This window comes from Brevibacillus centrosporus (genome assembly GCF_003710815.1).
In the GTDB taxonomy this organism is placed as follows: domain Bacteria; phylum Bacillota; class Bacilli; order Brevibacillales; family Brevibacillaceae; genus Brevibacillus; species Brevibacillus centrosporus.
Genome location: NZ_RHHP01000001.1, coordinates 22003 through 35638, shown reverse-complemented (window position 1 = coordinate 35638; position 13636 = coordinate 22003). Strand labels below are relative to the sequence as shown.

The 13636-nt window shown below is 48.9% G+C and carries 13 protein-coding genes; all 13 read left to right on the top strand.

The features are described from left to right. Positions 1-21 precede the first annotated feature (21 nt). The 13 genes from EDM55_RS00195 to EDM55_RS00135 all read left to right on the top strand — a co-directional run bounded on the left by EDM55_RS00195 (position 22) and on the right by EDM55_RS00135 (position 13490). Complete coding sequence (locus EDM55_RS00195) at positions 22-1239, top strand: DUF418 domain-containing protein (protein ID WP_122959360.1); 1218 nt, start codon at positions 22-24, stop codon at positions 1237-1239. A gap of 172 nt (positions 1240-1411) precedes the next feature. Next, a complete protein-coding gene (locus EDM55_RS00190; RefSeq protein WP_174769299.1) occupies positions 1412-2929 on the top strand; it encodes a spore germination protein in 1518 nt (505 codons plus the stop codon). Then, positions 2926-3144, top strand: a complete 219-nt coding sequence (locus EDM55_RS00185; RefSeq protein WP_092266928.1) for a hypothetical protein — start codon at positions 2926-2928, stop codon at positions 3142-3144. The genes EDM55_RS00190 and EDM55_RS00185 overlap by 4 nt, the downstream gene beginning before the upstream one ends. Before the next feature lie 23 nt (positions 3145-3167). Beyond that, entirely contained in the window at positions 3168-4286 is a 1119-nt protein-coding gene (locus tag EDM55_RS00180) for a GerAB/ArcD/ProY family transporter (RefSeq protein ID WP_246070958.1), read from the top strand. Between the two features lie 27 nt (positions 4287-4313). Beyond that, the gene (locus EDM55_RS00175) at positions 4314-5420 is read left to right on the top strand and encodes a GerAB/ArcD/ProY family transporter (protein WP_092266930.1); all 1107 of its coding nucleotides are present in this window, start codon (positions 4314-4316) and stop codon (positions 5418-5420) included. Further along, positions 5417-6604: a Ger(x)C family spore germination protein gene (locus tag EDM55_RS00170; protein WP_122959357.1), complete on the top strand. Its 1188-nt coding sequence runs from the start codon at positions 5417-5419 to the stop codon at positions 6602-6604. The genes EDM55_RS00175 and EDM55_RS00170 overlap by 4 nt, the downstream gene beginning before the upstream one ends. 80 nt (positions 6605-6684) lie before the next feature. Continuing rightward, complete coding sequence (locus EDM55_RS00165; RefSeq protein WP_122959356.1) at positions 6685-8124, top strand: FMN-binding glutamate synthase family protein; 1440 nt, start codon at positions 6685-6687, stop codon at positions 8122-8124. 1 nt (position 8125) lies between these two features. Beyond that, on the top strand, positions 8126-8902 hold the full coding sequence (locus EDM55_RS00160) for a YqjF family protein (protein ID WP_246070957.1): 777 nt from the start codon (positions 8126-8128) through the stop codon (positions 8900-8902). Beyond that, the gene (locus EDM55_RS00155) at positions 8857-10071 is read left to right on the top strand and encodes a Ger(x)C family spore germination protein (RefSeq protein ID WP_246070956.1); all 1215 of its coding nucleotides are present in this window, start codon (positions 8857-8859) and stop codon (positions 10069-10071) included. The genes EDM55_RS00160 and EDM55_RS00155 overlap by 46 nt, the downstream gene beginning before the upstream one ends. Next, positions 10068-10298 (top strand): hypothetical protein, encoded by a 231-nt coding sequence (locus EDM55_RS00150; protein WP_122959355.1) that lies wholly within the window; start codon positions 10068-10070, stop codon positions 10296-10298. The genes EDM55_RS00155 and EDM55_RS00150 overlap by 4 nt, the downstream gene beginning before the upstream one ends. Positions 10299-10315: 17 nt before the next feature. Then, entirely contained in the window at positions 10316-11443 is a 1128-nt protein-coding gene (locus EDM55_RS00145; RefSeq protein WP_092266936.1) for a GerAB/ArcD/ProY family transporter, read from the top strand. A 138-nt stretch (positions 11444-11581) separates the two neighbouring features. Then, positions 11582-12751: an acyltransferase gene (locus EDM55_RS00140; protein WP_122959354.1), complete on the top strand. Its 1170-nt coding sequence runs from the start codon at positions 11582-11584 to the stop codon at positions 12749-12751. A gap of 64 nt (positions 12752-12815) precedes the next feature. Continuing rightward, positions 12816-13490 carry a DMT family transporter gene (locus EDM55_RS00135; RefSeq protein ID WP_246070955.1) on the top strand — a complete coding sequence of 225 codons (675 nt, stop codon included), beginning with the start codon at positions 12816-12818 and terminating at the stop codon, positions 13488-13490. The last annotated feature ends 146 nt before the right edge of the window (positions 13491-13636 follow it).

Sequence of the window (13636 nt, the reverse complement as noted above, 5' to 3'; positions counted from 1 at the left end):
AGTGGGAAAGGGACGATGTCGATGAAGGCTATACCTGTTTCCGAGGCAGAACGAATCCATCAGCTGGATGTGATTCGAGGTTTTGCCTTGTTCGGGATCTTTTTCGTGAATATGCCAACGTTTTTGCAGCCAGCTTTATTTCTCCCGGAGGACGGGTTGCCTGCTGATCATTCCATGCTGGATGTATGGATACGCCTTTTTTTCAATATGTTTGTCCAGACGAAGTTTTACACGATTTTTTCCTTTCTTTTCGGAGCAGGCTTCTATTTGTTTATGAGTAGAGCAGAGGCAAAGGGCCACAGGGTGAGTATGCTGTACATGCGAAGGCTAAGTGGATTGTTTCTCATTGGGGTGATTCATTTTTTGTTTTTGTGGTACGGCGATATTTTGCATACATACGCTCTAACAGGATTGATTTTACTGCTCTACTATCGAAAACGGGACATGCAGGTGCAAGGGTGGGCATGGTTCTGGCTGCTGAGCTTACAGCTGCTCTATGCGATGACACTCCTGCTTCCCAGTGAGCCAGACGTGCACAGAGCGATAGCGGATCAGAGGCTTGCCCAGAAAGCGATTCACGCATATACGAGCGGGAACTGGGGCGATTGGATGCAATTTCGGCTCGTGAATGAGTTTCCTCTTGTGCTGGCCAACGAATGGTTTGCGATTTGGTCGGTTCTGCCGCTCTTTTTGTTCGGATTCTCTTTTGCCAGACTTGGACTGTTTCAGCAAACGCGGCTGTTTCTGCCTGCCATCAAGCGGTTGTGGTGGCTCCTGCTGATGATCAGCTGCGTTCTGGTCGTCATGATTCCCCTGCTTCAATTTGAAGTTGTCCGCCCTCCAGCATCAGCCTTTGTATCCGTACAGGTATTTGTGGGGTGGAGTGGGCTTAGTTTGTGCGCGTTTTATATCTGTTCCTTGTTGCTGCTCTATGAAAACGAAAGGGCACGCAAGCTGTTGCTGCCGCTCGCGCCAGTGGGCAGGATGGCACTTACGAATTACTTGCTGCAAACAATCGTATCTGTAGTGGCCGCCAGATGGCTTCAACTTTACGGAGAAGCGAGTATGGCAATGGGTCTGTTGCTGTGTCTGATCGTATTTTCTTTGCAAGTGGCGGCCAGCAAATGGTGGCTAAACAGGTTTCGATATGGACCGGCAGAATGGTTGTGGCGCTGCTTTACTTACGCCACTCTCATGCCCATCAGGAAAAAAAGAGAGCTTCCTGTAAAGAACAGCTAAGTAATTGCGAGCGAACGCCTGCTTGTTTAGGGGCGTTTTTGTTTTGCTTCTAAACAGAGAAAGTGGATAAAAGTGGGAGAGTCAGGGCAAAATTTCCTTATCTTGAACAGGGAAGGGAGGGGGGCAGGTGAGTGGGAATCCGCGTAAATGGTGGAAAGCAAACAAAGGCAGGATGCAGCAGAAGCATGTGCCTTCGCACACCCCTCTGGAAAAAAACATCGCACGAAATGAAGAGATCCTGCGAACTCTCTATACAAACTGTTCTGATGTCGTCTTCCGTTCTTTTTTGATATTCGGCACAACTCCAGCTTTGATCATTTATATCGATGGCTTGGCGAACATTGAGGAAATGGATGCGCGTGTATTGGCGCCCCTGATGCAGGGTCGAGGCAATACTGAATGGCGCACGGAAGACTTCTTGCAAAAAGTCATCCCGATTTCCAAGTGGCAAGAGATTTGTTCTTTGGAAGAGTGTGTGGAATCAATAGCAAGCGGGTATCCTGTTCTGCTCATCGATCAGCAGGAGAAGGCGATTTCGATTGGGTTAGCTAAATGGGAGAAACGAAATGTCGAAGAACCGGTAGCAGAAGGCGTCGTGCGGGGACCGAGGGAGGGCTTCACAGAGTCAATCACGGTCAACACCTCTCTGCTGCGACGATTAATAAAAACACCGGCATTGAAGATGGAGCGGAGAGAAATTGGGGGGTATACCAAGACCTGTATCATCGTTACCTATATCGAAGGATTAGTCGAACCGTCTTTGGTAACGGAGGTCAATTCTAGATTGAGCCGCATTGAAATTGATGGCATTTTGGAAAGCGGCTATATCGAAGAGCTGATAGAGGATCAGCCGTCTTCCCCTTTTCCACAAATACTGAGTACAGAGCGACCAGATGTCGTATGCGGAAACCTGCTGGAAGGGCGCATCGCCATTCTCGTGGATGGTACTCCTTTCGTATTAATTGCACCGACTACTCTCTTTTCCTTGCTTCAATCCAGTGAGGATTACTACCAGCGATCTCTTGCCAGCACGGCGATCCGGTGGCTGCGCTATTTCTTTACTGCCATGTCCTTTGTCCTTCCTTCCCTTTATGTCGCATTGATTACGTATCATCACGAAATGGTACCGACTTCGCTGTTGATCAGTATGGCCTCTTCACGCGAAGCTGTGCCTTTTCCTGCCCTTGTCGAGGCGATGATCATGGAGGTTACATTTGAGGCACTTCGCGAGGCGGGTGTTAGACTCCCGAAACAAGTGGGTGCAGCTGTCAACATTGTCGGGGCACTGGTGATTGGACAGGCTGCCGTGCAAGCGGGACTCGTTTCGGCACCGATGGTCATTGTCGTGGCCATTACGGGGATTGCCTCCTTTATGATCCCGCACTACATCGCAGGCATCTCGATTCGTTTACTGCGTTTTCCCATGATGCTTCTGGCAGGGACACTGGGATTGCTAGGTATTATGTTAGGAGTGATTATGGCGGTGGTTCATTTATGTTCCTTACGTTCCCTAGGCGTTCCCTATCTGAGTCCTGTGGGCCCACTGCGGGTGCAGGAGCTGAAGGATACGTTGGTTAGAGCCCCCTGGTGGATGATGGATACACGCCCGAAGTTGTTGGGAGAGGCTAATCCTCACAGGCAGGCACCCGGTATGAAGCCAGGGCCATCGAATGGCGGCGATGCTACATGAGATGGGGAGTCGTCCTCAGTATGACCGTATTGGCTGTCGTATTGATCGGATACGAGTGGCCACGACTGAAAAAGCAGCCGCGAAAGGACAAGCTGGTCTTTCTCAGCCTGATTCTGATCGCGTGGACACTCTCGCTTTTTGATTTGCCTAACATACCTGGCCCGACAACGATGGTACAGACTCTCTTTAAGCCGTTTGCGATTTTATTAGAGTGATGGGATGGAGAGGAGGTGGGCACATGCTGGAGAAGGGAAAAATCTCAGCGTCCCAGATGGGAATGATGCTGTTTCTGGCAGTTGTTGCATCAGGGGTGATGTCGATCCCGGGGATCACAGGAAAGTATGCGCATAATGACCTTTGGCTCTCCCCGATCTGGGCAGCCCTGATGGGAACTGTAACAGTTTGGATTGCTCATCGACTGCATTGTATGTATCCGGAAAAAACGTCCGTTCAGTACAGTGAGGAGGTCGTAGGGAAGGTGGCGGGAAAAGCAATCGGTTTTCTGTTCATCTTTTTTTACCTGCATTTGTCCGGCTTTGTCGTCCGCAGCTATGCAGAGTTCATCGTCCAAAACTTTCTTCACAAGACTCCCATCAGCGTCGTTATTATTACGATGATTTTTGTGTGTACATGGGCAGTCAGAGCTGGCATCGAAGTCATTGGGCGAACGGCTCAGCTGTTCTTTCCGGTTTTCCTGATTCCGGTCTTATTTATTCCTCTTCTCCTCAACAACATGAAGCTGGATTATCTGTTCCCCATGCTCGAGCACGGCTTGGTTCCCTCGATAAAAGGGGCCTTGGTACCCGGTGGGTGGTTAAGTGAGATGTTTCTCCTATCGTTTTTGCTGCCCTATGTGCGCAATCAGGAGAAAGGAAAATCGAGCGCGCTGTATGCGGTAATCGGTGTGACGCTGCTACTTACGATGATCAACTTTTTCATTCTATTTGTGCTCGGCAAACAGATTGGCGATTTCCTTTTTCCCGTCATGGTTGCCTTTCGATACATCAGCGTGGCGGAATTCTTTGAGAACATGGAGTCCCTCGTCATGGCGATTTGGATTTTGGGGATGTTCGTGAAAATTTCCATTTTCTATTATGTGACGGTACTGGGTGCGAGCCAGTGGTTTCGGATGAGCGACTATCGATCCCTCGTCCTTCCCATCGGATTTTTTGTCGGCCTGTTCAGCTTCTGGTCTTTTCCCAACTTCAATACGGGGCTTTATTTTGACATCTATGCTTTTCCGTTTTACGGCCCGTTAATCCAGACTGTCCTGCCGCTGTTTCTATTGATCATCGCCGCTTTGCGAAAAAAAGGGCAAAGTCAAAATCAAAATCTCACGGCTGCAAAGCACAAATAGGAACGGACGACGAGAGGAGGGGGAGCGATGCTGGAAAAGGGGAAAATTACCGCTACGCAATCTGGAATGATCCTGTATCCGATCATCATGTCGACGGCCATGATAGCCGGTCCGAGCTTGATGATGAAGCATGCAATGCAAGATATGTGGATTACCCCGATCTGGGCATCGTGCAGCGGCTTTTTGGCACTCTTTATTGCCAAACAATTGAATCAGCGCTATGTCAACATGACGATCATCGAACAAAGTCAGCAGATCGCGGGAACCTTTTGGGGGAAGGGGATCGGCTTTTTCTACGTTCTCCTGTTCCTGCAAATCAATGGTTTTATCGTACGCGAATACGCCGAATTCATCGCTTTGTTTTTAAACGGTACTCCCTTGAGTATCGTTTCGTCGGCTTTGGTCCTTGTAAGTGCTTTTGCCGTGCGAGGGGGAGTTGAAGTGATTGCGAGATCAGCTCAGATTTTCTTTCCGTTTTTTGTCGTCCCTTTTTTGATCATGATTTTGCTCATTTTGAAAGACTTGGAGCCGCAAAATATATTGCCGATTCTGGACAATGGTCTATTGCCTACGATTCGCGCAGCGGTTATTCCCCAAGGCTGGTTTAGCGAAGTGTTTCTCCTATCGTTTTTGCTGCCCTATATGAGTGATCGGACAAATGCTAAGAAAGCAGGGGTGGTGACCATTCTCGCCTGTCTGGTCACGATGATCGTTTCCAATCTGATCACCCTTTTCGTATTCGGTGATGTGACGATGACATTGCTTTTTCCCATCATGGATATGGCGAGGTATATTAGCGTCGCTGACTTCTTTGAAAACCTGGAGTCAGGGGTCATGGCCGTTTGGGTGGTCGGGGCATTCGTCAAAGTTACACTCTTCTATTACGTGACGGTATTGGGCACGGCGCAGTGGCTCAATCTGTCAAACTTTCGCCCGATTGTACTGCCCGTCGGATGGCTGACGATACTCTTTTGCTTTTGGGGAATCCCCGACTTTTCTACTGTAGGGGAAATCAATTCCTTTGCGATCCCGTTCCTTTTAATGATATTTTTCGTGTTCATACCGGGTAGTTTGCTGCTTCTATCGACGCTGACTGAAAAGCGGAATCGAACAAAAGGAGTGGACACGGGGTGAAAGTCAAATGTCTTTGGATTAGCATCTGCTGTCTTCTCGTAGCGGGCTGTTGGGATCGAACGGAAGTAAACGACCTCGCTATTATTACTGCAGCATCCGTAGACAAGGCGAAGAATGAGGAAATTACCCTTAGCGTACAAATATTTCTCCCGCGAGCATTGGGTGGCGGTGCGGGAGGAGCAGGGGGGACGGGTGGAGGGCAGGGAAAGCTGACGACGATGCGAAACAGCAATGGACCGAATATTGCTGATGCAATCTCCAAGCTGCAGGCAAAAATTCCGCGGCAAATATTTTGGGGGCACTGCAAAGTCTACATTTTTGGAGAAGAAATAGCCAAACAAGGCCTCGCCGACCACATCGATTTTCTTGTCCGCCATCCAGAGCCGAGGAATCGCGCGTATTTGTACATTTCCAAAGGGGAAGGGCTGGATACGCTGGATATTACCCCTTCCTTGGAGCGCTCCACGGCTGAATCCCTGCGCGAATACGCAGACCTGCATATTGGTATGGCTGTGACCCTGGTGGATTTTCGTAATATGCTGCGTGGGGAATCGGAGGCTGCTGCCATTCCGATCATCGAGAATGGGAAGAAGCTGCAGAAGCCGGAAGATATTCAAGTCAAAGCTGTGATGGTAGGAACGGCCATTCTCAAAAGGGATAAAATGATCGGCTCCTTGACTTTGCATGAAACGCGTGGACTGCTATGGCTGCGAAATGAAATGAATAAAGCCGCCATCTCTGTACAATTGAACGGCGTAGAAGGAATCGTTTCTGTCAATCCGATTCGAACCAAAACAAAGCTTATTCCCCATCTGGAAAACGGGAAATGGTCCATGCTGGTGCACGTGGATACCGAAGGCGATGTGGTGGAAAACGGGACCCGCTTGAATCTGATGAAGCCGGAGCTCTTGGCATTGGTGCAGAATGCCGTACGTGCAGATATTGAAGCTCGAATGAGGATGACGCTAAAGGTACTCCAGCAAGAGCTGCAGACAGATGTGGTGAATTTCGCAGCTGCCTTTCATCGAGAGTATCCGAAAGAGTGGGAGAAGGCCAAGGGCCAATGGGAGAAGATTTTCCCTCAAATCGAGATCCATACGCAAATAAACGTAAACATACGACGCCCCGGTCTAATATCTGTACCTGCAGGAGTGCCTCAGGAGGAAATTAAAAACGATGAATAAAGTCATTGTGGGTCATTTTTCCAATTTAGGGCAATCTAAAGGTAGGGATGGAGTAGAACGCTTTAAAAGGGGCAGTAAACATGAATGGAAATTGGCTTTACTTCCTTCTCGGTTCTTTTGTCGGAACCTTACTGGCGAGCCTGTTGATCGGTGTCATGATATTCCTCTTCTTTCGCCCTGCTGTCCAATGGCTGCTCGGCAAATTCATGAAACGGCTCATGGCGGATAGATATCCGGAAAATGTGTTCGAGATGATTTCTGCGATGAGAAAGATCAACCCCCAAATCGTTTTGGAGAACAGCTTGCGGGCAGGGTCGGGACAAGTCATTGAACGACCGTTTGGCAGCCCGAGGAAATTTCTGAACTTTGACGGGCTTGTGTTTTCACCCGCTCAGCTTGCCATCTTTCCAGCACCCGAAGATGCAGATGTCGATCTGCGTATCACGATCGGTCCTAAGGCCAAAAAACCACTGACGCTTGATTTGCCCATCATGTCTGGTGCGATGGGATACGGGATTGGTATCAGTGAGAAAGTAAAGATTGCCATCGCGAAAGGAACAGCAGCGGCTGGAACGCTGACCAATACGGGAGAAGGTCCGCTTTTGCCTGAAGAAAGGCAGTTCGCCAAGCATTTGATTATCCAATACAGCTCGGGAAAGTGGGCAAAAGAGCCGGAAACTTTACGCAAAGCGGATGCTATCGAAATTCATTTTGGCCAAGGAGCCTCTGCTGGCTCGGCTAGCTTTATCCCTGCAGAATACATTCAAGGAAGAGCGAGTCAGATCATGGGGGTAGAAGGCGAGGAGGTAGTCGTTATCCCTTCGATTCATCCGGATGTGCAGCGTGCAGCGGACTTGCCGGTATTGGTAGAAAAACTGCGTACTTTAACCGGTGGGGTACCCATTGGAGTGAAGATATGCGCAAGTGCAGTGCTTGAAGAAGACATGGAAATCGCCATCCAGGCAGGTGTCGATTTTATCAGCATTGACGGCGGACAGGCAGGTACGAAAGGGAGTCCGCCTATTTTGGAGGACGACTTTGGGTTGCCCACGATTTACGCATTATCGAGGGCGGTGCGTTATTTGAAAGATCGAGGAGTCAAGGATCGTATCACCTTGCTGTCTGGGGGCGGGTACGCAACACCCGGTGATTGCTTGAAGGCTTTAGCGCTTGGGGCGGACGGCATTTACATGGGAACCGCGGTCGTATGGGCGTTGACCCACGATCAAGTGATAAAAGCGATTCCCTGGGAACCGCCTACGGAGCTGACCTGGTATCCTGGGAAGCTGAAAGACAAGTTTGATACAGAGGAGGCTGCCGGGTATCTAGAAAACTTTTTTGCCTCGTTTGCAGAAGAGATGGAGATTGCGATTCTCGCATTAGGCAAAACGTCGATAAAGGATGTGACGGCAGCCGATTTAGTAGCACTCGATGAATGGACCAGCAAAGTAACGCAGATTCCCCTCGCCTATGAGCCGAAAGCGAAATCTGAAACGAAGCGCACAGGGGAAGAGGCGTGACATGGAAGGAGGGCTTCCCATCAAATCGACTATTCATCCGATCAAGTGGCCTTCTGATCAGAAGGGCTGGATTATGAGGCAGACGTGGGAGCATTTGTTGTTTGCTCATTGGGTAGTTCCCTTTGATGTTTTGCGAAAGCTGGTTCCCGATTCACTGCAGATCGATACCTTTGAAGGACAGGCATGGGTGAGCATCATCCCTTTTATGATGACGGGTGTGCGCCTGCGTGGCTTACCTCCTATTCCATTTACGACCACCTTTCCAGAGATCAATGTGCGCACCTATGTGAAGCTGGGACAAAAGTCTGGAATCTACTTTCTCTCCTTGGATGCCTCCAAGCCGATGATTACAGCCATTGCAAAACAATGGTACCGCTTGCCTTATGCTCGCGCTGCGATGCAAGTTGTGCAGGGGAGTGAAGGGCTTCATTTTCAGTCCAGAAGATGGGGGAAACCAGATGGGGCGGAGGCATTTCATGCAAGCTACCGGCCTGTGTCGGATTGCTTCTTTGCCGAGAGTGGAACTTTGGAATATTGGCTGACAGAGCGCTACACATTATTTTGTGAATGCAGTCGTTCGAAAAAGATTTTCCATGCGGATGTGTATCATGAGCCGTGGCGGCTGCAAAAAGCTTCTCTAGAGCTTCAAGAGAACACGATGACGCACGCTGCCTTTTCCTTGGAGGGAGCGCCACAGCTAGCCTTGTATGCGAGAGGAGTACAAAGCCTCGTGTGGCCGATCAAACCGGTCAAATCGGAGGGGAAGCCCTCTTGGTAAAACACTGGCAATATTTGTTTCTCATTTGCAGCCTTTTGCTGCTCACGGGCTGCTGGGACCGCATTGAGCTTAACGACGTGGCGATCGTAACCGCTGCAGGAATTGATCGCGGAGAACACAACGAGATTGAACTGTCCATCCAGGTCTTCATCCCCCGTGCGTTGAGTGGGGGTGGTGCGATGCAAGGAGGGGGATTGCAAAGTATAACGCTGGTTCGTTCCGCAGAGGGAGTCAATATCGCCGACGCCATGTCAAAAATCCAGATGAAGATTCCACGGATGATCTTCTGGGGGCATTGCAAGGTATACCTGTATGGCGAAGCGATTGCGAAAAGCGGAATCACAGAGCTGGTTGATTATTTGGCAAGACATCCTGAACCGAGAAATCGGGCATTCATGTACGTCAGCAAAGGGAAGGCAGCAGATGTGCTAAAAGTCGCACCGGAAATCGAACGCTACTCGGCAGAAACGGTACGAGAGCTGTCAGGTTTGCATGTCGGAATGGAAGTCACATTGATCGATCTGCTGAAAATGCTGAAAGGCCCTTCCAAGGCAGCTATCCTTCCCATCATTTCCCTGTATGCTACCAAGGGATCCGAATCGAAGCTGAACCCGTACTTGATGGGGAGCGCCGTATTTAAAGAAGGCAAGATGATCGGTCAGCTTACGGAGCGTATGACGAGGGGAGTCATGTGGGTCCGTAATGAAATAGCGGCGACGACCGTTACCGTAAAGGCGAAAAACGAGAAGGGATTTGTCTCGTTGAACCCGATTCGAGAGACGACCAAGCTCACCCCCGTCATACAGAATGGGAAATGGAAAATGATAGTCGCGATCGAAACCGAAGGAGACCTGATTCAAAACGGTACCAATCTCAACCTGGTCAGTCCAGATCTGTTGCACCTTATGCAGGTCGCTTTACGCAAGGACATCGAAACGAGAATCAAGAGAACACTCCAGCATGTCCAGCATGGCATGAAAGCCGACATCTTTGGCTTCGCTACGCAATTTCATCGAAAGTATCCGAAAGAATTCGCCGCAGTCAAAGACAGGTGGGAGGAAAAGTTTCCGACCCTCGATATCGAGCTGAAGATTTCTTCCTACATCAGAAGACCTGGCCTCATCACCATACCAGCGGGCATACCTGAATCCGAGGTGAGACAGAAGTGAAGTGGGGAGCCATTCTTGGCATATCGTTGATCGTAGGGCTATTGATCGCAATGGAGTGGAATTCATTATGCAGAAGCTCCTGGAAAACTAGGGTAGCTTATGCCGTTCTCGTGCTCGCGGGTTGGTTCATCGCGATCCTTCTGGTTCACAATCCTGATTTACCAGGGATGACACAAGTGCTCGAAGTAATCTACAAGCCAATCACTACCTTTTTAAAAATCAACTGACAGCAGGGTGAGCGAGCATGCAGGAAAAGCAATACATTACGGCAGCCCAAATGGGAATGATGATTTTTCCGGTAATGGTAGCCACCGCAGATTTGCTTGTTCCCGCTACGACTGCCCGACAAGCTCAACAGGATATGTGGATGTCGCCAATGGTTGCTTCGCTCGTCGGGTTTCTTACGGTCTATCTCGTTTTTCAGCTGCATAAGCTCTTTCCGGATGAGAGCATTATTCAATTCAGCGGCAAAATTGTAGGCACCTTCCTGGGGAAGCTGTGCGGTTTGTTGATTCTGTTTGATTTCCTGTACTGCAACGGGAATATCATCAGACAGTATGGGGAATTTATCGTCGGTTCCTTCCTTTTAGAAACGCCAGTGCTAGTTGTGGTCAGCAGTATCGTCTTCCTATGTGCGATTACAGTGAGAGCTGGGGTAGAGGTCTTGGCTAGAACTGCACAGGTGTTCGTTCCGATCGTGGTGGTTCTCTACGCAGCTTTGCTTCTTCTCATGATTCCTTTTATGAAAATCGATAACCTGTTTCCTATGCTGGAGCATGGAGTGATCCCGGTTCTTCGCGGTGCGTACACTCCCCAAGGCTGGTTTAGCGAGGTGATCCTCTTTTCGTTTGTGCTGCCTTTTAGCGCCAATGAAGAAAAAGGGATGCGCACCGGTATGGTAACGGTAGGGATGGGAATGCTGGCTCTAACCAGTATCAATCTATCTACGCTGCTTGTTCTAGGAGAAGAAGTACCGTACATGACGTATCCGTTTTACAGCGCCATCCAAATGATCAGCTATGCGGATTTCTTTGAAAATATCGATTCCATCGTGATTGCTACCTGGGTCACGGGTGCATTTATCAAAATTTCCATTTTCTACTTCGCCTTGGCTCTTGGAACGGCTCAATGGCTTCGGCTCGAAGATTATCGACCAATTGTACTCCCGCTTGGCCTTTTGCTGGTTGTGTTCAGTTTTTGGGTTGCCCCTAATTTATCCCAGCTTGCTACCAATATCCAGACGATCATTGGCATTCAAATGACAGGTTACTTTACACTAATCCCGCTCTGCTTATGGATCATCGCGCATCTGAGGAAAAAGAAACGGATAGATCCTCCCAAGACGATGACATCTCCCCCTGCAAAAGAATAGGGGATCAGGAAAGAGTCGCCGATGCCAATCCGGGCATCGGCTTTTGTTTTGTGGTAGACTTGTCGGGGGGTTATGAGGAAGGTAAGATAAAAAGAAATCCAAAAGTGATTAAAATTGGAAAGGTTTAGGGGATTAGGGATGACCAGAAAAGAAAGAATCGCAGAACTAGATCTGATTCGTTCCTTCGCTTTTCTTGCTGTTGTCTATCAGCACGTCATCGGCGTGTACATAAGGCGGCCGGGAGTAGATGAACAAACTGCGATCATTTACGGGATGCTTTTTCATCTGTTGAAATTTGCGGTACCCGCGTTTATTTTCATGACTGGCTTGGTACTGTTTTATAACTATTATGAGCGGATTTCCTATTTGTCCTTCATTCGGAAAAGAGTCACAGAGATTCTGGTGCCATACGGGATTTGGTCGGCCATCTACCTGGCATTGCAAACAAGACCTCCCCAGAGTGGCTCTGAACAGGCGTGGCATATCTTGAAAAGTATCCTGACGGGAAGTGCTTCATACCATCTGTGGTTTGTCGTGATGATTTTTCAGTTTTATTTCCTGTATCCGTTTTGGCAGTCTCTCTTTCGCACCCTGCGTAAATGGGCGAGCACGAGAGGAAAAGGGATTGCCATCATTGTTTTGGTCGGAATTGTGTACAGTTTCATCGTTTGGTTTTCGGCTCGGTACATTCCTGCGCATGGTTTTCGTTTTCATCTCGCATGGATGGACTCGTACTGGATCAAGTATCGCGATCGCAATGCCTTCTACTACTTCTTTTATTTCCTCATGGGAGGGACGGCTGCGGTCACACTGGGTACGTTTCGGCATGCCATCACACGATATTGGGTCTGGATCAGCGGCTGCTTTCTCCTTTTATTTGCCTATATCGGTTATGAGCTATTTCGCGATTCTGGCACTGGGCATATCAATTTAAACGTGGCGACATCCTTGAAGCCCTCCATGTTTCTTTATACTGTTGTACAGCTTTTACTCGTATACAGGATCGCTTTGTGGACTGGAGAGTGGAAGGGGAGCAAATGGTTTGCGATGCTCGGCAAATACTCCTATGGGGCCTATTTGATTCATGCCTTGGTGCTGACATATTTAATGAAAGGACTCACGGCGCTCCAGCTTTTTCATAATAGCTTGTTGGGAAGCTTCGTTGCGTTTCTCCTATGTTCGGTCTTGTCCTTTGCCATCTCGTATGGACTGGGAAGATTGCCATTTGGCGCTTGGCTGGTGGGAGCAGCAGAGAAAAAAAGAAAGACTTCGTCCGTACAACCAAAAGATTTGCCATATGCTGGCTGAGGAAAAAGGTTTTTTCTAGTCAATGGAAAATAATAGCAGATAGTGAAGGAGGAGAGAATCCACTATGCTGCTCGCCTATTTCCAGTTAGCCATATCCATGGCATTCGTTGGCATCAATATTTCGATCGGAAAGGAGATCGTCTCACACATCCCTGTATTCCTGTTTTCGGAGCTGCGGTTCCTGATTGCTCTTCTGATTCTGCTGCCGCTGCTCTCCATGCGGGGAGAATGGAAGTCATCCTGGAGCAAAGAAGAGGGGGCTGTCTTGTTCTGGCAATCGTTTTTTGGGGTCTTCCTGTTCAGTATTTGCATGCTGTACGGTGTCAAATGGACGACGGCGACTTCTGCCGGGATTATTACCAGCACGGTACCGGCTTGCATCGCTCTTTTGTCTTTTTGGATTCTCAAAGAAAAGCTGCTGCGAAACAGTTTGTGGGCGATCGTGCTATCGGTATGCGGGATCGGCTTGATCACCTTTTCGGGCGAAAGTCAGGCGTTGTCCAGGATCAGCATGCTAGGGAATCTGCTTGTGTTTCTAGCTGTGATCAGTGAAGCGTTGTTCACCATTTTTGCGAAGCGACTATCTGGAAAAATTACGCCGTTTCAGATGACGGCAGCGATAAATGGGATCAGCTTCGTTTTGTTTCTTCCCTTTGCGATCGCAGAAGGAATGAGCTTCTCATGGGGGAGTGTAATGCGTTCTCGGGTCTATTTACATCGGCACGAATACGAACGATAAACAAGCTGGGGCTATCGCAAAAGAATAGGTGGTACGTAGAGTACCTGAGAAAAGCGTTCTGGCTCCTTGCCCAAGGCGCTTTTTTATTTGGTTGATAAACATCTGTTGCCAATTGGACAGAAGACGGCGTTCATCGTTATGGGAAA

What these genes read in the sequence shown, in the direction of transcription:
- EDM55_RS00195 (WP_122959360.1), top strand. Translation starts at nt 22, where the DNA reads ATGAAGGCTATACCTGTTTCCGAGGCAGAACGAATCCATCAGCTGGAT.
- EDM55_RS00190 (WP_174769299.1), top strand. Translation starts at nt 1,412, where the DNA reads ATGCAGCAGAAGCATGTGCCTTCGCACACCCCTCTGGAAAAAAACATC.
- EDM55_RS00185 (WP_092266928.1), top strand. Translation starts at nt 2,926, where the DNA reads ATGAGATGGGGAGTCGTCCTCAGTATGACCGTATTGGCTGTCGTATTG.
- EDM55_RS00180 (WP_246070958.1), top strand. Translation starts at nt 3,168, where the DNA reads ATGCTGGAGAAGGGAAAAATCTCAGCGTCCCAGATGGGAATGATGCTG.
- EDM55_RS00175 (WP_092266930.1), top strand. Translation starts at nt 4,314, where the DNA reads ATGCTGGAAAAGGGGAAAATTACCGCTACGCAATCTGGAATGATCCTG.
- EDM55_RS00165 (WP_122959356.1), top strand. Translation starts at nt 6,685, where the DNA reads ATGAATGGAAATTGGCTTTACTTCCTTCTCGGTTCTTTTGTCGGAACC.
- EDM55_RS00160 (WP_246070957.1), top strand. Translation starts at nt 8,126, where the DNA reads ATGGAAGGAGGGCTTCCCATCAAATCGACTATTCATCCGATCAAGTGG.
- EDM55_RS00145 (WP_092266936.1), top strand. Translation starts at nt 10,316, where the DNA reads ATGCAGGAAAAGCAATACATTACGGCAGCCCAAATGGGAATGATGATT.
- EDM55_RS00140 (WP_122959354.1), top strand. Translation starts at nt 11,582, where the DNA reads ATGACCAGAAAAGAAAGAATCGCAGAACTAGATCTGATTCGTTCCTTC.
- EDM55_RS00135 (WP_246070955.1), top strand. Translation starts at nt 12,816, where the DNA reads ATGCTGCTCGCCTATTTCCAGTTAGCCATATCCATGGCATTCGTTGGC.